This is a genomic window from Streptomyces lothianensis (genome assembly GCF_047779955.1).
Lineage (GTDB): Bacteria > Actinomycetota > Actinomycetes > Streptomycetales > Streptomycetaceae > Streptomyces.
Genome location: NZ_JBLMKT010000063.1, coordinates 24,819 through 43,343 on the forward strand (window position 1 = coordinate 24,819; position 18,525 = coordinate 43,343).

An 18,525-nucleotide genomic window follows, 5' to 3' on the forward strand; every position below is an offset into this window, starting at 1 on the left:
CACCAGTTCCCCTCGGTAGGCCCAGCTGACTCTCGGTGACGAATCACAGGCAGGACACAGATATCGCCTGGGCTTTCCGTGCCTAATCGCCGTAAGTTCCTACATTTCCGTGATCGATGACAATTCACGAGAACGGGCCACAACGCTCGGCACATATCGCCCGATTGACGATGAACAGTCATGATTCAGTCGTCACGATCAGTGAGAACGAAGGCCTTGATCACAAAACGATTCCAACCGCTCGGCTCGACAACGGCTGTTCGCGCCGCATAGCTTGCGCGCACTCATGCCCAAGTCGCCCCAGGTCAGCGAGGTATCCGCCGCTGCGTGGCGGGCGCTTGGCAGCTAGCCAGCCGTGTTCCCGGGGAGCCTGCCGCCGTGTCCGCTCAACCATCCGCGTTCCTCCGCCTTGCCGCAGGCAAGCGCGCCCGGATCGCCGCACTCGTCGCGCTGCTCTGCGTGGCCCTGGTGGCCGGGCTGCTCGCCTGGACACCGTGGCAGCGCGATCCCGTGGAGCCTCAAGCGAAGCGCCCCACCGGCCCGTTGACGGCGCCCGAGGCGATGCGGAAGGCACAGGCGCAGCAGCGGGAGGTCGTGGTCGGGGCCGAGACCACGCAGACCTCCCGCACCTTCGCGCTCCCCGACGGCAGCTGGCGCTCCGAGATCCACGCCGTCCCCGTACGGACCAAGCAGCCCGACGGCACCTGGGCGGAGATCGACACGAACCTGCGGCGCAGCGCGGACGGCACCCGGCTCAGCCCGGAGAACACTCCGGGGCAGGTCGAGTTCGCGGCCGCCGCGACGGCGGACGGCACCAGCGCGCCCAAGGGCACGGTGCGCCCGGCCGCCTGGCGGCCGGCGGACCGGGCTCCGGCGGACGGGAAGGCGTCACCGGCGGACCGGGAAACGTTCCTCGCGTCGGCCGTCCACGACGGCCACAAGATCACGTACACCTGGCCGGGCGCCCTGCCCGAGCCGGTCGTCGACGGCAACCGGGCGCTGTACCGCGAGGTGCTGCCCGGCGTGGACCTGCTGCTCGTGGCGCGTGAGCAAGGCGGCCTGGGCCAGCTGCTCATCGTCAAGAACGAGCGGGCCGCGCGCCAGTCGGCGCTGCGGAAGGTGCACTACGGACTGCGCTCCGAGACCGCCGAGTTCGCCCTCGACACCACCACGGGCGGAGTCGAGATCACCGACGCGGCCGACGGCACACGGGTCGGAGTGATCCCGACACCCTTCGCCTGGGACTCCACGCCCGGGCAGACCCAGGGTTCCGGCACCCGGCACGCCACCGGCACGGCAACCGCCGAGGCGACCCTCGCGCTGGGCGGCCTGGCCGGTCCCGAGCCGGGAACGGCGAACGCGGTACTGCCCACGACGCTCGACGGCGACGGCACCGGACGGGCCACGCTCACCCTGGACGCGGCGGCGACCGGTCTGCTGACCGGCAAGAAGGTGGACGCGGGGAAGGTCCGCTTCCCCGTCTTCATCGACCCCACGCTCGAACTCGGCGACGAGGGCTGGACGATCGCGTACCGCCCGTATCCGAACTCCAACTACTTCAACGGCACGAACTACTCCGGCGGCACCAGCGAGGCCCGGGTCGGCTACGAGAAGCAGGACGGCGGTCTCGCCCGCTCCTTCTGGCGGATGGACTTCCCCGGCGCGGCCCACGGCTCGACCATCACCGGGGCCAGCTGGAAGATCAAGAACACCCACGCCTGGTCCTGCACCGAGCCGCGGCAGATCGAACTGTGGCTGACCGGCGGGATCTCCACCTCCACGACCTGGAACAACCAGCCCTCCTGGAAGCGCAAGCTGGACGCGAAGTCCTACGCGCACGGCAACGAGAACTACGGCTGCAACGACGCCTACGTCGGTTACAACGTCAAGTCCGGGGCCGCGGACGCCGCGAAGAACAAGTGGGGCACGCTCACCATGGGGCTGCGCGCCACCACGGAGACCTCCACGTACACCTGGCGCAAGTACAGCGCCGCCAGCGCCCTGCTGACCGTCAGCTTCAACCGGCCGCCCTACGAGCCGGTCGACGGTGACATCACGCCCGGCACGTGCAACACCACCATCGGCGAGGAGGTCATCGGCCTCACCGACGTCGTGCTCAAGGCGAAGGCCACCGACCAGGACAGCAACCTCAAGGGCCTGCGCTTCCGCCTGTGGGAGACCGGCGCCAGCACGAAGATCCTCGACAAGGTCGTGACGGGCACCGGGGGCAGCAAGACCCAGACCGCGTCCGTGACCGTCGCCTCGACGAAACTCGCGGACGGCAAGACCTACTCCTGGGACATACGGGCCGAGGACACCGAAGGCGCCGTCTCCACGTTCTTTCCGCCTGGCAGCCAGCCCTGCCGCTTCACCGTCGACGACACCGCGCCCGCGGCACCGACCATGACCTCCGCCGACTACCCGCAGATCAACTCGGCCGGCACCAACTGGGCTGTCGACGCCCCGCACGGCACCTCCGGCACCCTCACCATCGACTCGGGCCCGTCGGCCACGCACTACGCCATCGGCTTCAACTCCATCAACTACACGCACATCTACCTGGACGACACGGCCTCGGGCCAGACCTTCCGCATCGACCGCAACGCCGTGCAGGGGCATCTGATCGAATCGGTCACCCGGGCCGCCAAGGGCGAACCGGTGACCATCACCCTCAAGGCGCCCACGGCCGGCCCCCTCTACCTGCACGCCTACGCCTACGACGCGGTCGGCAACCGCTCCGAACGCTCCGCGATCCGCACCTTCGTCCCCGCGGGCCGCTCCGCCGACGCCCCCGGCGACGTAACCGGTGACACCTACCCCGACATGGTCGTCATCAAGGCCGACGGCACCCTGTACACCTATCCCGGCGAGCAGGGCGGCGAGGTCTACGGCGGGCTCGTCGCCTCGTACAACGGCAAGCGGGAGGAGACCCCGCCCGGCCACTGGTACGACGCGAACTCCACCGCCACGACCAAGAAGCACGCCCTGATCTCCAAGTGGAGCGACTACTACCCCGGTGACGGGCTCACCGACCTCCTCGCCCGCACACCGGACGGCGGCCTGTGGATCTACCAGGGCGACGGCTACGGCAGCTTCAACGTCGACGACCGCGTACGCGTGCTGCTGCCCGAGAACGCCCCGGACCCCGCCACCTGGGACGAGATGCGCACCACCGCAGACGTCACGGGCGACGGAGAACCCGACCTGGTGGTCGTCACCGACGGCGGACAGCTGTGGTTCCTCGGCGGCTACACCGCGGGCGCCTTCAGCGACGCGGTCCTGCTCCTGGGCGGCACCACCTGGGCGGGACGGGACGTGATCTCCCTCGCGGACATCGACCTGGACGGCACCGCCGACCTGCTCTGGCGCAACCCGGGCAACGGCAACATGTACATCCGGCACGGCAAGCCTGACAGCTCCGGCAAGGGGCTCGACCCGATGTCCATCGCGCTCGCCGTCAACTCCCGTGAGGGCGTGGACACGAACTACGGCACCGGCTGGACCGCGGACGTCATCGACGAGGTCATCTCCATCCCCGACACCAGCGGCGACGGCATCCCCGACCTGTGGGCCCGCGAGACCGCGACCGGCCAGGTGCGCGTCTACCACCCCAGCAAGACCAACACCAACCGGCTCGTGAAGGTGGTCATGACGGCCGACTGGAGCAGCTACCTCGACCTGACCTGACCGACCGCCCTGCCCCGGGGCCGCCCCGGGTCCCTGCCGCCCGAACCCGAGCCCGACCCCCGGCCGACCGGACGCGAGCCCTGCTCCCGTCCGGTCGGCCGCACAGGTCCGGAAAGGAGCACGATCCCCATGCACGTTCTCAACCCGAAGCGGATCTACGGATCCCATCCGAAGCCGGTCATCGCGGCGGCCGCCGTGCTGGTCACCGCCATCGCCCTCGCCGCCTACCTCCTCACGGGCACCGAGGCCGTCCGCCCCGACGCCGGCAAATGCCGCGAGGAGTCGACCGCCCAGGTCGAAGCCGCGGTCGCGGACGGCACCGAACTCACCACCGGCCTGCCGCCGCACTGCCAGGGCCTCCCCGCGAAGGAGCGCGACCGGATCTTCGCCGAGAGCGCCGACGACGCCATCGCGGACGAGATGGAGAAGGCGCGGCAGGACATCGAGCGTCTCGCCGGCGACACGGGCTACGACAACGGATAGAACCTTCTGAGCGGACCGGCCACCGGGCACCCTGGAGACCATGGAACCCATGGACACCCAGGAAACGGACACCCAGGAAACGGACACCCGGGAACCGGACATCCGGGAACTGGAGCGGGTGCTGCGCGGCGCCGTGCGGGGCGAGGTCGCCTTCGACCGCGGTACGCGGGCCCTGTTCACCATGGACGCGTCCAACTACCGGCGGGTGCCGCTCGCGGTCGTCGCGCCGCGCGACGACGCGGACGTGGCGGCGGTGCTCGGCGCGTGCCGCGAGCGGGGCGTCCCCGTGGTCGCACGCGGGGCGGGAACGTCGATCGCGGGGCAGGCCACCGGAGCCGGGGTGGTACTCGACTTCACCCGGCACATGGACCGGATCGTCCGGCTCGATCCCGAGGCGCGTCAGGCGGTGGTGCAGCCCGGGGTCGTCCTCGACCGGCTGCGGTCCGCGGCGGGGCGGCACGGACTGACCTTCGGCCCCGACCCGTCCACGCACAGCCGCTGCACGCTCGGCGGGATGATCGGCAACAACTCCTGCGGTTCGCATTCGGTGGCCTGGGGCACGACCGCCGACAACGTACGGGAGCTGCGGGTGCTCTCGTACGGCGGGGACTCCTTCCGGCTCGGGCAGGGCTGGGACGGGGCCCCGCAGGGCCTGCGGCCGCTGGTCGACGGCCGACTCGCCCTGCTGCGCACGGGTTTCCCCGAGCTGCCGCGCCGGATCTCCGGGTACGCGCTCGACGCGCTGCTCCCCGAGCACGGCGTCGATCACGCGCGGGCGTTCTGCGGGAGCGAGGGCACGCTCGGGGTGCTGACCGAGGCCACGGTCAAGCTGGTCGAGGCGCCGAAGGCCCGCGCGCTCGTCGTCCTCGGGTACGCGGACGAGAGCGCCGCCGCCGAGGCCGCGCCCGGGATCCTGCCGCACGGCCCGCTGACCGTGGAGGGGATGGCCGCCGATCTCGTACGGGGCGGGCGGCAGCAACTCCCCGACGGCGCGGCCTGGTTGTTCGTCGAGACGGGCGGCGGCAGTGCGGCCGAGGCGCGGGCGCACGGGGAGCGGATCGCGCGGGCCGCGGGGGCGCGGGACCATCTGATCGTCGACGATCCGGCCCGGCAGCGCGCCCTGTGGCGGATCCGCGAGGACGCCTCCGGTACCGCGACCCGGATGCCGGACGGCTCGGAGGCCTGGCCCGGCTGGGAGGACTGCGCGGTGCCGCCCGCCCGACTCGGGCCGTACCTGCGCGAGTTCAGGGCCCTGCTCGGCGAGCACGGGCTGCGCGGGACGCCGTACGGGCACTTCGGGGACGGGTGCATTCATGTGCGGATCGACTTCGACCTGCTGAGCGGGGACGGGATCGCGCGTTTCCGGCGGTTCTCCGAGGAGCTCGCCGGGCTCGTGGTCGCGCACGGCGGCTCGCTGTCCGGGGAGCACGGGGACGGGCAGGCGCGCGCCGAGCTGCTGCCGAAGATGTACGGGGAGCCGCTGGTGCGGCTCTTCGAGCAGGTCAAGGGGGTGTGGGATCCGGCGGACGGGCTCAATCCGGGAATGCTGGTGCGCCCGGATCCGCTCGACGCCAATCTGCGCTTCGCCCCGCTGCCGCGCGAGCCGGTGCCGGTCGCGTTCGGCTATCCGCACGACGGCGGGGACTTCTCGGCGGCCGTCCGCAGGTGCGTCGGGGTCGCCAAGTGCCGTAATACGGAGGTGAGTCCGGGTGGTGGTGTCATGTGTCCGTCGTTCCGGGCGACGGGCGCCGAGGAGCACTCCACGCGCGGGCGGGCGAGGCTGCTGCACGAGATGCTGGCGGGTGAGGTGATCACCGACGGGTGGCGTTCGGAGGAGGTACGGGACGCGCTCGACCTGTGCCTGTCCTGCAAGGGATGCCGGTCCGACTGTCCGGTGGGCGTGGACATGGCCACGTACAAGAGCGAGTTCCTGCACCAGCACTACGCGGGGCGCAGGCGGCCCCGCGCGCACTACACGCTCGGCCGCCTTCCGCGGTGGCTGCGGCTCGCGGCGCCCTTCGCGCGCCTTGTGAACCTGCTCGTCTCCGTACGGCCGCTCTCCTCCCTCGCCGGGCGGATCGCCGGGATCGCGCCCGAGCGCGCCATCCCGCGCCTGGCGCCGCGCACGTTCCGCGCCTGGTTCAAGCGGCACACCCCGGCGCGCCCCTCGGCCCGCCCGGGGCCGCGCCCCTCGGCCCGTCCCTCGGCCGACACCCCGGCCGACACGGCGGCCGACTCCCCGGCCGCCCAGACCACTGCACCCGTCGTGACCCTCTGGCCCGACACCTTCACCAACCACCTCTCCCCCGCCGTCGGCCGGGCGGCCGTCCGCGTCCTCGAAGCCGCCGGGCTCGAGGTCACGCTGCCGCCGAAGGGCGTCTGCTGCGGGCTCACCTACTTGTCGACGGGGCAGCTGGACCAGGCCCGTGCCGTACTGCGCCGGACCCTCGACCAGGTAACGGCGGACCGCCCGCTCGTCGTACTCGAACCGAGCTGCGCGGCCGCCCTCAGCTCCGATCTGCCGGAACTCCTCGGCGACGACCCGCGCGCCCACCGCCTCGCCGCCTCGGTCCGCACCTTCGCGCAGGCCCTCGCCGAACTCGCCCCCGACTGGAACCCGCCGCGCCTTGACCGCCCGGCCGTCGGCCAGACGCACTGCCATCAGCACGCGGTGCTCGGCGAGACGGCGGAACGGGCGCTGCGGGAACGGGCCGGGCTCAGCGGCGAGCTGAGCGGCGGCTGCTGCGGCCTCGCGGGGAACTTCGGCTTCGAGCCCGGGCACCACGAGGTTTCCGTGGCCTGCGCGGAGGAGCAGCTGCTCCCCGCCGTACGGGGTGCCGCACCGGATGCGGTGCTGCTCGCGGACGGCTACTCGTGCCGTACGCAGCTGGAACAGCTGGCCGGGCGGCGGGGGCGGCACCTCGCGGAGGTGCTGGCGGAGGGCCTGGACGGCGGCGTCCCGGGCGGGTGACACCCTGCACGGGCCCGGACCGTGGCATCTCGGCATCTCGGCATCTCGGCATCTCGGCATCTCGGCATCTCGGCATCCGGGAGGAATCGCCGAAGCGGGCCGTCATCTGCAAAATAGGATTACAGGCCTGACCGGGGGACACTACTTTGAACGCCGAAGCTCAGGATCCTGGACCTTTTCGTTCCATGGGACCACCAAGCCGAGGAGCCGCACCGTGACCGCACGCCCGGAGGCGGAGATCCAGGCCACCGCGAGCCGGGTCACCGACGGTCAGGCCACCTACGGCCGGATCGCCGAAAGGCGGGCCACCGGCACCTCCGACGGCGCCGACAGCTACGTCGCCGCCGGTGCCGCCGTCACCGAACCCGAGGCGCTCGGCGCGTTCGGCCGCTTCCGGCGGCGCGGCGCCAAGGGCAACGCGGGCGCGATCGGCCTGGTGCTCGCGGCCGGGCTCTCCGTGCAGTTCGGCGCCGGGATCGCGGTGAGCCTGATGCCACGCGCCGGTGCGGTCGGCGTGGTGACGCTGCGGCTCGTCGCCGCCGCGCTCGTCCTCCTGGTGCTGTGCCGGCCCAGGCTGCGCGGGCATTCCCGCCGGGACTGGGGCACCGTCATCGCCTTCGGGCTCTCCCTCGCCGCGATGAACGGGCTCTTCTACCAGGCCGCCGAACGCATCCCGCTCGGCCCCGCCGTCACCCTCGAAGTGCTCGGCCCGCTCGCCCTCTCCGTCTTCGCCGGCCGCCGCCTGGTCAACCTGCTGTGGGCGGGGCTCGCCCTGGTCGGCGTGTTCCTGCTCGGCGGCGCGGGCGGTTTCGGCTCCCTCGACCTGGTGGGCGCGGCCTACGCGCTCGGCGCGGGCGCCATGTGGGCGGCGTACATCGTCTTCAGCGCGAAGACCGGGCAGCGTTTCCCCTCGGCGGACGGGCTCGCGCTCGCGATGGCGGTCGCGGCCCTTGTGATGCTTCCGCTGGGCATCGCGCAGGCCGGTTCGAAGCTGCTCGTGCCCTCGACGCTGCTGCTCGGTATCGGCGTCGCGCTGCTTTCGTCCGTCCTGCCGTACACCCTGGAACTCCTCGCGCTGCGCCGCCTGCCCGCCTCCACCTTCGCGATCATGATGAGCCTAGAGCCCGCGATGGCCGCGGCGGCCGGGTTCATGGTGCTCGGCCAGGGCCTGGCGCTCGCGCAGGTCGTGGCGATCGGCCTGGTGATCGCGGCGAGCATGGGGGCGGTACGGACCCAGATGGCCGCGAACCGCGGCGGCCGGTCCAAGCGATCCGCGTAATCCGCGCAGCGCGAGGGATCCACGCAGGCCGAGCGACCCGCGCGGCGCGCGCGACCCGCGCAGGCCGAGCGACCCGCGCGGCCCGCGCAGCCCAAGGGATCCACGCAGGCCGAGCAGCCCGAGCGCGCCAAGCAGCCGCAGCGCGCCGAGGGTTGACAAGCGCGTCTCGCAAGCTGGACCTGCGCCCCCGCGCGCGATCCGAGCCGATAGGCTCGGCGCGTGGCTGAGATCCAGATTCCCGCTGACATCAAGCCCGCCGACGGCCGATTCGGCGCGGGCCCCTCCAAGGTGCGGACGGAAGCGCTCGGCGCGCTGGCCGCCACCGGTACCTCCCTGCTCGGCACCTCCCACCGCCAGGCCCCGGTCAAGAACCTGGTCGGGCGCGTACGGGACGGCGTGAGCAGCCTGTTCCAGCTCCCCGAGGGCTACGAGGTCGTCCTCGGCAACGGCGGCTCCACCGCCTTCTGGGACATCGCGACGCACGGCCTGATCGAGAACAAGTCCCAGCACCTCACGTTCGGCGAGTTCTCCTCCAAGTTCGCCGAGGCCGCGAAGCTGGCACCCTGGCTGGCCGAGCCCACCGTCATCGCGAGCGACCCGGGCACCCGCCCCGAGCCGCGGGCCGAGGCGGGCGTGGACGTCTACGCGTACACGCACAACGAGACCTCGACCGGTGTCGCCGCGCCGATCAAGCGCGTGCAGGGCGCGGACGAGGGCTCGCTCGTCCTCGTCGACGCCACCTCCGGCGCGGGCGGCCTGCCCGTCGACATCGCCGAGACCGACGTCTACTACTTCGCCCCGCAGAAGTCCTTCGCCTCCGACGGCGGCCTGTGGCTCGGCGTCTTCTCGCCCGCCGCGATCGAGCGCGCCCAGCGCGTCCACGCGAGCGGCCGGCACGTACCGGAGTTCTTCTCGCTGCCGACGGCGATCGACAACTCGCGCAAGAACCAGACGTACAACACGCCCGCCCTCGCCACGCTCTTCCTGCTCGCCGAGCAGCTCGACTGGATCAACGGGCAGGGCGGTCTCGCCTGGTCCACGGCGCGTACGAAGGACTCCTCGACGCGGCTGTACGGCTGGGCCGAGGACAGCAAGTACGCCACCCCGTTCGTCACCGACGCGGACAAGCGCTCGCAGGTCATCGGCACGATCGACTTCAACGACGACGTGGACGCGGCGGCGGTCGCCAAGGTGCTGCGCGCCAACGGCATCGTCGACACCGAGCCGTACCGCAAGCTCGGCCGCAACCAGCTGCGCATCGCGATGTTCCCGGCCATCGACCCGGCCGACGTCCAGGCGCTGACGACCTGCATCGACTACGTGATCGAGAAGCTGTAGGGGGTGTCGGTGCCCGGCTGTCCCGGGCAGGCACCCGAGGGGCCGGCAGCGAAGGCTGTCGGCCCCTCGGCATTTATCCGGCTCCTACGCGGGCGGCGGGACCAAAGGCCCTAATAAGCAGGCAAAGTCCCGTCCAAGGGATCGGGAAACCCGCAGATAGGCGCCCTCCACCCCTCTGGGACCTTTGGATTCGCCGGCGGAGCCCGGGGAGAAACCGCGAAACCGAAGCCTCAGGATGAACCTCATGAAGGGTGCACCGGGGAACAAATCCCCGGTCCTGCAAGGAGGTTCCCCATGCGCAAGGCACTCACCGTCTCCGCGATCGCCGTGGCCGCTTCGATGGCCCTCGCCGTTCCGGCGACTGCTTTCGCCGCGGACGCCGCCCCGTCCGACGCGCCGTCCCAGTCGGCCACCGCGACCACCGCGACCACCGCGGCCCCCGCGGACCAGGGACAGGGCCAGAGCCGGAACCAGTCCACCGACCAGCAGCAGCCCGCCTCCGACAAGGCCGAGGCGAACGTCGCGGTCACGTCCTCGCCCAAGGACAGGACCGGCTACCGGGCGGGCGAGCAGGTCACCTTCCGGGTCACCACGTCCGGCAAGGCCGAGGTCACGGCCGAGTCCGAGGCCCTCACCGGCATCTCGGTCACCGCGCAGGACGACACCACGTACACCGGCACCGCCACCGTCAAGGACAGCTACGGCATCGGCACCGGCAGGCTGACCGTCACCACGGACTACGGCGACACGGGCGCGCAGGGCACGGCCACCTTCCCGGTGAACTCGGGCGACTCCCCGAAGCCGGAGCCGACGCCGACCCCCGACCCGGCGCAGCCCTCCCTCTCCCTGTCCACCGACGGCGGCAAGGCGGGCGACAAGGTCGCCGTGACCGTCGACGACGCGGGCTCCGACTCCGTGGCCACCGTCCGGTCCGGCGCCTTCGGCGGCACCGTGAAGATGGAACGCGACCCGCAGCACGAGGGCACCTGGCACGGCACCGCGACCATCGCCGACCGCGCCGAGTCCGGCTACTACCGCGTGGACGCGCTGCTGGACGGCAAGGTGGTGGACTCGGCGAAGTTCGGCGTCCAGGGCAAGGACAAGCCCACCCCCAAGCCCACCCCGCCGCCCGCCCCGGGCACGTCCTACCTGGCCGTGAACCCGGGCAGCGGCAAGCAGGGCGACCGGATCGCCGTCACCGTGGACGCCCCCTCGATCGACCCGGCCGGCAAGGTCTCCGCCGACTCCCGCGCCTTCGGCGGCAGCATCGCGCTCGCCCTCGGCAAGGACGGCAAGTGGCACGGCACGGCGACCGTCGCCGATGTCGCCAAGGGCGACTACAAGGTCACCACCGGCACCGGAGCAGGACCGGTCACCTTCCACGTGACCTCGACCAGCCCCGTCAAGCCGCTCGACCCCAGCGACCACAAGACCCCGCAGGGCTCCGTGAACACCGGGATGGCCCCCGTCTCGCACCACCAGCAGGGCATCAACTCGGCAGCCGTCGTCGGCTTCGCCGCGCTGGGTGTCGGTTCCCTGACGGGTGCGGGCCTGCTGCACCACCGCCGCAACCATGGCTGAGCGGACCGTGGCCGGGCGGACCACGGCCGAGCGCACCCCGCCCGGACGGAACCGGGCCACACGGACCGTGGCCGGGCGCCGCGCCCGGGTGGGCGGGCTCGCGGTGACGGCGGCGCTGGGCGTGGCCGCCGCCACCGCGGGCTGCTCGGCGCCCGCCGGAGCCCCGGCGGCCGCGCACACCACGCGGCCCGGCGCACCCGCCTCGCACGCCACCGCGGCGAGCGTCCTCCAGCCCTCGGTGCCCGACCACATCACGATCCCCTCGATCGACGTGGACGCGGACCTCGGCACGGTCGGCCTCGACGCCGAGGGCGCGATGCGGACACCGCCGTTCGACAAGCCGATGCAGGCCGACTGGTACAAGGAGGGCCCGACCCCGGGCGAACAGGGCGCGGCGGCGATCGTCGGCCACATGGACACCCCACAGGTCGAACGGGCCGTCTTCCACGACCTCAAGGACCTGCGCAAGGGCCAGGACATCGAGATCCGCCGCGAGGACGGCACGACAGCCGTGTTCGCCGTCGACACGGTCTCCACGTACAGGAAGTCCGCCTTCCCGACGGAGAAGGTCTACGGGAGGACGGACCGGGCGGAACTCCGCCTCATCACCTGCGGCGGCAGCCTCACCCCGAACCGCCACTGGGATTCGAACGTCGTGGTCTTCGCCCACCTGACGGGCGAGATCGCACCTTCGGGCACCTGAGGCGGAGCGCTCCTCAGCCCTCCTCCTCGGCTCTCCTCCTCAGCCCTCCTCCTCGGCCCTCCTCCTCAGCTCTCCTTGCGCTTGAACAGCCTGCCGAGGCCGAGCGCCGCGAGGAGGGCCACGCCCAGCGCGAGGGCGCCGGTCCCGAGCCCGCCGTCCCCGTCACCGCCATCGCCGCTGCCGGCCGAACCACCCCCGCCCGCGCTGCCCGTACCGCCCGTGCCCGGTGCGTCCGAGGACGGCGCGCCGGGGGCCGCTTCGGCCACCACGCGGCTGCGTTCCCCTTCCGTACCGAAGAGGAGCTTCGTACCGTCCGGGGTGTACGTCACCGACTCGCCCTGCCGCTGTATCGGCACGCCGACCCGGTCGCCGCCGCCCTCGGGCCGCCCTTCCTTCCACGTGTACGACTTCGCGCTGAAATAGCTGCGCAGGACGAGGGTTCGGCCGTCGGGCGAGAACGCCCCGTCCGTGGTCCACAGATCGATGTCGGCGACGCGACGGAATACGTTGTTGCGGCCGGGCCGCAGCTGCTCGGGCCCGACGTAGAGCGAGCCCTTCCGGTCCTTCTGCTTGTCGGCGATGTAGACCTTCCCCGTCTTCGGATGCACCATGAGCGCCTCGGCGTCCCGGGCACCGTCCTCGTACGTCACGTCGTACTGGACGGCCTTGACGGTCTGGTCGCGCAGCTCGTCGGGCTCGGGGAGGCGGTAGATCCACACGTGGTCCCAGGTGCCGCCGAGGTTGTCGCCGATGTCGCCGACGTACAGGTCACCGTCCGGCCCCATCGAGATCCCCTCGACGTCCCGCGCCCGACCGACCCCGGCCATGGTGACCCGCGCGCGGGTCTTCCCGGTCCTGCTGTCCACGGCGTAGAGGTACGAGCCGTCGTCGCTGTCGTTGTGCGTCCAGTAGACCCCCGGGTGCTTGCGGCTGGCGACGAGGCCGCTCGACTCGGTGATCCGGGGATCCTCGATCGTGAATCCGTCCTCGGACCGCTCGCTGTCCGCAAGGACGCCGGGGGCCGGGGCGAGAACCAGGGCGACCGTGACCGCCGCACCGAGAAGCAGACGCATGGGGCAACCGTACGTCGCTGCCCGACCCCACGGGCGTGGGCAGCCTCACACCACGCCCACCGCCCCGATCCGGGATGATGAACGGATGCTCAGGCTCCTCTTCGTCGGTGACTCCATGACCATCGGCAGCGCCGGCGAACACACCTGGCGCCACCGCATGTGGCAGCACCTGCGCACGACATACGACGCCCCGTTCCAGGTGGTCGGCCCCCGCACGGCCCTGCACGACAAGGCCCTCGACGCCCCGGTCTCCTACGAGTACGCCGACCCCGACTTCCCGCAGCAGCACCTCGCGGGCTGGGGCGAGGGCTGGCTGCACATGGCGCCGGTCATCGAGGACACGGTCCGCGCGAGCCGCGCGGGCCTGCTCCTGATCTCCCTCGGCCTGATCGACCTCGGCTTCTACACGGACGCCGAGCAGACCGCGCGCAACATGCGCACGTTCATCGCCAACGCCCGCGCAGCCAACCCCCGGGTCGCCGCCGCGATCCTCCCGGTGATCCCGAACGTCCGCGCCCGCGACGACCGGGCCTTCGCCGCCGAGGTGTCCCGCTTCAACGAACTCCTCGCGAAGGCGGTCGCCGACCTGGACACCGACCGCTCCCCGCTCCTCCTGGTCTCCCCGCCGGACGCGTACGACCTCGACTTCGACACCTACGACGGCACCCACCCGAACAGCCACGGCGAACACAAACTCGCCGCAACGTTCGCGAACTCCCTGCACCAGGCATGGGACCTGGGCGGCCCGTACCAGGGCTGCTGAGCCGTCACATCTCCGCGCGCGTGAGCCGGTTGGCGAAGGTGGACATCGTGTACGCGCCGATGGCCATCACGACCTCCAGGGCGTTGCGTCGCGTGTAACCGTGGGACAGGAACTCCTCGAACCGCCGGTCCGGGACGGCACCCGCGGTGGCCAGCAGGTCGAGGGTGAACAGCCGTGCCGCCTCCAGCCGTTCGTCCGTCAGCTCCCGCTGTGCGCGCAGCTCGTCGACGAGTGCCGGGTCCGCGTCCAGGGCCCGCAGCTTTCCGGTGTGCATCGCCACGCACACCTCGCACCCGTTGCGTACGGCGATCGTCATGACGACCACCTCGCGGGCCACCGGTTCGAGGGTGCTGCCCTCCAGTGCGGCGCTCAGCTTCAGGAATCCGTTGAGCAGTTCGGGCGACTCGCCCATGAGTGCCATGACGTTCTTCTGTGCCTGTTCGCTCAGCATGCGTACGCCCTCTAGGATCGACAACATGGTTGACGAAAAGAAGGTAAACCAGGTTGACGGTCAAGGCAAGGGAATTGCACCCCCCGGCCCCGGGTTCGAGCTACCCCTGCTCCTCTTCGCCGGCTTCCGCACCCTCATCGACGCCCTGCACACCGAACTCGCCGAGCGCGGACACCCCGAGAGCCGCCCCGCCCACGGCTTCGCGCTCCAGGCCATCGACCCCGAAGGCACCACCGCCAGCGAGATCGCCCGCCGCCTCGGCGTCTCCAAACAGGCCGCGGGCAAGACCGTCGACCGCCTCATCGCCCTCGGCTACGCCGAACGCACCGACGACCCGGCCGACGCCCGCCGCAAGGTGGTGCGCCGCACCGCCCACGGCATCGACCTGCTCCGCATCTCCGCCGAGATCTTCGACCGCCTGCAGTCCGACTGGGCCCACACCCTGGGCCCGGACCGCCTGCGCACCCTCACCGAGGACCTGCGCACGGTGGTCCCGCCCTCGGCGGCCCTGCGGCTCGACGCGGCGGCATGGATGGGCGGCGCCTGAGCGTCCGGCAACCGCGCGGAAGGTGACACCCACTGCCCCCGGCACGTGCGTTCGACAATCGGGCCGTGTCCTTGTCACCGTGCGTATCGTTGTATTGCGCGGCCGCACTTGAGCGAGTGACGGCCGGGGAGGAGCGCCACGGTAACGGGATCCCCCTCGTGAAGGAGGGGGCTTTCAGCTCAAGTGGCGGGGAGCCGCCGTTACCAGCACCAGCCAACAAGCACGTTGGAGGTGAACCAAGTTGGCTACGTTCCGCTCACGACAGAAGACCGACCGCGCTGCGCTTCCTCAACAGCTCGCTCTCGAATTCGAGTTAGCAGACACCCCCAGGATCGGGGACGAAACGGGGCTCGAAGGCCGTAAGGCACCGGGTGCGGAACATGTGCGAGAGGAGACCGGCGGCGCTTCACCTGGCGTTGTCGGCGTCACCCCCGAGTCCTCGCGGTTCGGGGAGACGGGACGTGAGTCCCACCCCTATGTGTTCGTGCTCGACAAGCATCACAAGCCGTTGCAGCCCACCACGCCCGCCAGGGCGCGGAAGCTCCTCAGAAAGGGAAGGGCTGTTGTCCACCGGCATACCCCGTTCGTGATCAGGTTGAAGGACCGCACCGCCACCGACTCCGAGGTGAACGGGGTAGAGCTGGGCATCGATCCCGGTTCCAAGCACACCGGCATCGCGGTGTTCACCTCCGAGGGTGGAGAACGCCGGGCCAGGTTCGCGGTCCAGCTCGACCACCGGGGCGCGACCATCCGCAAAGCGCTGGAACAGCGCGCCGCGTACCGGCGCGGCAGGCGTTCCCGAAACCTGCGCTATCGCGCCCCCCGGTTCCTCAACCGCACCCGGCCGAAAGGCTGGCTGGCCCCGTCGCTTCGGCACCGAGTCGAGACGACCATGTCGTGGACCAACCGGCTGGCCCGCTGGGCACCAGTCCGGGCCGTGCACGTGGAACGCGTCGCGTTCGACACCCACGCCATCAGCGCCGGTAAACCCCTGGAGGGCGCCGAGTACCAGCACGGCACCCTCCGCGGCTACGAGGTGCGGGAATACCTCCTCGCCAAGCACGGGCGGGCCTGCGCGTATTGCGGCGCGATGGGCGTCCCGCTCAACATCGACCACGTCCACCCCCGCTCGCGGGGCGGCTCCGACCGGGCCTCGAACCTGGTCCTGGCCTGCATCCCCTGCAACGAGGCCAAGTCGAACCGACCGGTGGAAGAGTTCGCCCCCAAGCGGGCCGCCGACATCCTCAGGAAGGCGAAGGCCCCGCTGCGAGATGCGGCAGCCGTCAACTCCACCCGGTGGGCACTGTGGCAGGCCCTGGACGCGATCCTCCCGACCCACACCGCCTCGGGCGGGCGCACGAAGTGGAACCGCACCCGCACCGGCCTGCCCAAGACCCACACTCTCGACGCCCTGGCCGTGGGCAAGCTCGACCACATCACCGAAACCGTGCGCACGGTCCTCGTCGCCGGATGCTCAGGACGCGGAACCCACGCCCGCACACGAACCGACAAGCACGGCTTCCCCCGTCTGCGTATGCCCCGGCAGAAGCAGTTCTTCGGCTTCCAAACCGGCGACCTCGTCCGCGCCGTCGTCCCCACCGGGAAGTACGCGGGCACCCACACAGGCCGCGTCGCCGTCCGCGCCACCGGCAGCTTCGCCGTCCGCACCGCACATGGCCTCGCCACCGCCCGACACCGGTACTTCACGGTGCTCCAGCGTGCCGACGGCTACGCCTACACCACCCAACCCGAAGGGATCTGGCCATCGTGATCTGCACGTCAGAGCACGGTCTTTCGCCCCGGCGGCGAAACCCCTCCCGCTGCTCTGCTCCGCAGGAGCTTCGTTTCCCTCCTGGCTGAAGCCGGGGTCCACGAAGGAGACCCGAAGACCCTCGTAGAAACAGACAGGATCGCCATGACCGACAGCAACGACGAGCGCACCCTGGACGAGATGTTCGAGTGGCTCGAGAAGATGCCCGTCCCCGAGGGAATCAAGTCCGAGATCGTCGGGGGGCACATCTTCATGTCGCCGCAGTGGGACACACACTGGGAGATCATCCTGGACATCGTCGAGCAGCTGAGGACCAAGTACCCACGCAAGCGCATCAAGTCCGACGTCCGCATCGACTACCCCGGCAAGCTCAACGGCTTCGCGACCGACGTCACCCTCGTATCGGAGTCGGCCCGCAAGAACGCCAAGGGCCTGTGGCAGTGCCGGGACGTCGTGTTCGTCGCCGAGGTGATCTCCCGGAGCACGGCCCGCAACGACTACGGGCCCAAGATGACCGCGTACGCGGAAGCAGCAGTCCCCGTCTATCTCATCGTCGACCCCTACCAGGGCCGCTGCCTCCTCTACACCGGCCCCAAGAACGGCACGTACGAGAACGACCGCAAGTTCGTCTTCGGCGACGCGGTGGACCTCACGGACACTCCTGTCGGCCTCGTCCTGGAGACCGGCGAGTTCCCCCGCGACTGATCCTCACGCACTCGGGCAACTCCCCGCGGATGCCCTTGCCTTGAGCGCACTCGAAGGCGTTGGCTGAGCAACCATGAAGTACACACAGCTCGGACGTACGGGACTCAAGGTCAGCCGGCTCGTGCTCGGCACGATGAACTTCGGGCCGCAGACCGACGAGGCGGAGAGCCACACGATCATGGATGCCGCGCTCGGCGCCGGCATCAACTATTTCGACACCGCCAATGTGTACGGCTGGGGCGAGAACAAGGGCCGCACCGAGGAGATCATCGGCAGCTGGTTCGCGCAGGGCGGCGGCCGCCGGGAGAAGACGGTGCTCGCCACGAAGGTGTTCGGGAACATGGCCGGCGACGGCGATGTCTGGCCCAACCACGACAAGCTCTCGGCGGTCAACATCCGCCGCGCCGTGGACGCCTCGCTCAAGCGGCTGCAGACCGACCACATCGACATCTACCAGTTCCACCACATCGACCGTGACACTCCGGTCGACGAGATCTGGCAGGCCATCGACGTCCTGATCAAGCAGGGCAAGATCCTCTACGCCGGTTCCTCGAACTTCCCCGGCTGGAAGATCGCCCAGGCGAACGAGCAGGCCGCCCGCCGCGGCATGCTCGGCCTGGTCAGCGAGCAGTGCCTGTACAACCTGGCCGAGCGGCGCGCCGAGATGGAGGTCATCCCGGCCGCGCAGGAGTACGGGCTCGGGGTCATTCCCTGGTCGCCGCTGCAGGGCGGGCTGCTCGGCGGTGTCCTGAAGAAGGAGGCGACGCAGGGGCGCCGCGCCTCCGGCCGCGCGGCCGAGACGCTGGCCGATCCGAAGGGCCGCGCCCAGATCCAGGCCTACGAGGACCTCGTCGACAAGCACGGCATGGCACCCGGCGAGGTGGCCCTGGCCTGGCTGCTCACCCGCCCGGGCGTGACCGGCCCGATCGTGGGGCCGCGCACGGCGGAGCAGCTGGAGTCGGCGCTGCGCGCGCTGGAGCTGGAGCTGCCCGAGGAGCTGCTCGCCGATCTGGACACGGTCTTCCCGGGTCCGGGGCCGTCACCGGAGGCCTTCGCCTGGTAGGCGGGAGCCGAGGAGGCCGAGGAGGGTCAGGGCAGGGGGGTGGGTGGCGTTCGCGCCGCCCGCCCCCCTCGCGCAGGACTCAGCCGCCGACGGCGGCCGCCACCGCGATC

Annotated in this window: 14 protein-coding genes; 12 read left to right on the top strand and 2 right to left on the bottom strand. The window is 71.2% G+C overall.

What is annotated here, in order from left to right; all coding sequences use genetic code 11:
- The first annotated feature begins 378 nt into the window (after positions 1-378).
- The 7 genes from ACLF6P_RS21530 to ACLF6P_RS21560 all read left to right on the top strand — a co-directional run bounded on the left by ACLF6P_RS21530 (position 379) and on the right by ACLF6P_RS21560 (position 12,042).
- Positions 379-3,687 (top strand): FG-GAP-like repeat-containing protein, encoded by a 3,309-nt coding sequence (locus ACLF6P_RS21530; protein ID WP_415952273.1) that lies wholly within the window; start codon positions 379-381, stop codon positions 3,685-3,687.
- 129 nt (positions 3,688-3,816) lie between these two features.
- Positions 3,817-4,170 (top strand): hypothetical protein, encoded by a 354-nt coding sequence (locus ACLF6P_RS21535; protein ID WP_415952274.1) that lies wholly within the window; start codon positions 3,817-3,819, stop codon positions 4,168-4,170.
- Between the two features lie 49 nt (positions 4,171-4,219).
- Positions 4,220-7,141: an FAD-binding and (Fe-S)-binding domain-containing protein gene (locus ACLF6P_RS21540; protein WP_415952275.1), complete on the top strand. Its 2,922-nt coding sequence runs from the start codon at positions 4,220-4,222 to the stop codon at positions 7,139-7,141.
- 289 nt (positions 7,142-7,430) lie between these two features.
- A complete protein-coding gene (locus ACLF6P_RS21545; protein WP_415952325.1) occupies positions 7,431-8,420 on the top strand; it encodes an EamA family transporter in 990 nt (329 codons plus the stop codon).
- A gap of 219 nt (positions 8,421-8,639) precedes the next feature.
- Positions 8,640-9,758 (top strand): phosphoserine transaminase, encoded by a 1,119-nt coding sequence (gene serC, locus ACLF6P_RS21550; RefSeq protein WP_415952276.1) that lies wholly within the window; start codon positions 8,640-8,642, stop codon positions 9,756-9,758.
- Between the two features lie 294 nt (positions 9,759-10,052).
- On the top strand, positions 10,053-11,339 hold the full coding sequence (locus tag ACLF6P_RS21555) for a hypothetical protein (RefSeq protein WP_415952277.1): 1,287 nt from the start codon (positions 10,053-10,055) through the stop codon (positions 11,337-11,339).
- Positions 11,332-12,042 carry a class F sortase gene (locus tag ACLF6P_RS21560; protein WP_415952278.1) on the top strand — a complete coding sequence of 237 codons (711 nt, stop codon included), beginning with the start codon at positions 11,332-11,334 and terminating at the stop codon, positions 12,040-12,042. Before ACLF6P_RS21555 ends, ACLF6P_RS21560 begins: the two co-directional genes overlap by 8 nt.
- Positions 12,043-12,107: 65 nt before the next feature.
- Here the strand turns inward: ACLF6P_RS21560 and ACLF6P_RS21565 are convergent, their stop codons facing one another.
- A complete protein-coding gene (locus ACLF6P_RS21565; protein ID WP_415952279.1) occupies positions 12,108-13,115 on the bottom strand; it encodes a YncE family protein in 1,008 nt (335 codons plus the stop codon).
- A gap of 85 nt (positions 13,116-13,200) precedes the next feature.
- Between ACLF6P_RS21565 and ACLF6P_RS21570 the strand changes: the two genes are divergently transcribed.
- Positions 13,201-13,878, top strand: coding sequence for a GDSL-type esterase/lipase family protein (locus tag ACLF6P_RS21570; RefSeq protein ID WP_415952280.1), 678 nt, complete (start codon positions 13,201-13,203; stop codon positions 13,876-13,878).
- Between the two features lie 4 nt (positions 13,879-13,882).
- Here ACLF6P_RS21570 and ACLF6P_RS21575 read toward each other — a convergent pair whose 3' ends face one another.
- Positions 13,883-14,356, bottom strand: coding sequence for a carboxymuconolactone decarboxylase family protein (locus tag ACLF6P_RS21575; RefSeq protein WP_415952281.1), 474 nt, complete (start codon positions 14,354-14,356; stop codon positions 13,883-13,885).
- Here ACLF6P_RS21575 and ACLF6P_RS21580 point away from each other — a divergent pair.
- The 4 genes from ACLF6P_RS21580 (at position 14,355) to ACLF6P_RS21595 (ending at position 18,415) form a co-directional block, all read left to right on the top strand.
- Positions 14,355-14,876, top strand: coding sequence for a MarR family winged helix-turn-helix transcriptional regulator (locus tag ACLF6P_RS21580; RefSeq protein WP_415952282.1), 522 nt, complete (start codon positions 14,355-14,357; stop codon positions 14,874-14,876). The genes ACLF6P_RS21575 and ACLF6P_RS21580 overlap by 2 nt on opposite strands.
- A 484-nt stretch (positions 14,877-15,360) precedes the next feature.
- The gene (iscB, locus tag ACLF6P_RS21585; protein ID WP_415952326.1) at positions 15,361-16,647 is read left to right on the top strand and encodes an RNA-guided endonuclease IscB; all 1,287 of its coding nucleotides are present in this window, start codon (positions 15,361-15,363) and stop codon (positions 16,645-16,647) included.
- A gap of 144 nt (positions 16,648-16,791) precedes the next feature.
- Positions 16,792-17,352 carry a Uma2 family endonuclease gene (locus tag ACLF6P_RS21590; protein WP_415952283.1) on the top strand — a complete coding sequence of 187 codons (561 nt, stop codon included), beginning with the start codon at positions 16,792-16,794 and terminating at the stop codon, positions 17,350-17,352.
- Positions 17,353-17,425: 73 nt separating this feature from the next.
- Positions 17,426-18,415 carry an aldo/keto reductase gene (locus ACLF6P_RS21595; RefSeq protein WP_415952284.1) on the top strand — a complete coding sequence of 330 codons (990 nt, stop codon included), beginning with the start codon at positions 17,426-17,428 and terminating at the stop codon, positions 18,413-18,415.
- Positions 18,416-18,525 lie beyond the last annotated feature (110 nt).

What these genes read in the sequence shown, in the direction of transcription:
- ACLF6P_RS21535 (WP_415952274.1), top strand. Translation starts at nt 3,817, where the DNA reads ATGCACGTTCTCAACCCGAAGCGGATCTACGGATCCCATCCGAAGCCG.
- ACLF6P_RS21540 (WP_415952275.1), top strand. Translation starts at nt 4,220, where the DNA reads ATGGACACCCAGGAAACGGACACCCAGGAAACGGACACCCGGGAACCG.
- ACLF6P_RS21555 (WP_415952277.1), top strand. Translation starts at nt 10,053, where the DNA reads ATGCGCAAGGCACTCACCGTCTCCGCGATCGCCGTGGCCGCTTCGATG.
- ACLF6P_RS21560 (WP_415952278.1), top strand. Translation starts at nt 11,332, where the DNA reads ATGGCTGAGCGGACCGTGGCCGGGCGGACCACGGCCGAGCGCACCCCG.
- ACLF6P_RS21565 (WP_415952279.1), bottom strand. Translation starts at nt 13,115, where the DNA reads ATGCGTCTGCTTCTCGGTGCGGCGGTCACGGTCGCCCTGGTTCTCGCC.
- ACLF6P_RS21570 (WP_415952280.1), top strand. Translation starts at nt 13,201, where the DNA reads ATGCTCAGGCTCCTCTTCGTCGGTGACTCCATGACCATCGGCAGCGCC.
- ACLF6P_RS21580 (WP_415952282.1), top strand. Translation starts at nt 14,355, where the DNA reads ATGGTTGACGAAAAGAAGGTAAACCAGGTTGACGGTCAAGGCAAGGGA.
- ACLF6P_RS21575 (WP_415952281.1), bottom strand. Translation starts at nt 14,356, where the DNA reads ATGTTGTCGATCCTAGAGGGCGTACGCATGCTGAGCGAACAGGCACAG.
- ACLF6P_RS21590 (WP_415952283.1), top strand. Translation starts at nt 16,792, where the DNA reads ATGACCGACAGCAACGACGAGCGCACCCTGGACGAGATGTTCGAGTGG.
- ACLF6P_RS21595 (WP_415952284.1), top strand. Translation starts at nt 17,426, where the DNA reads ATGAAGTACACACAGCTCGGACGTACGGGACTCAAGGTCAGCCGGCTC.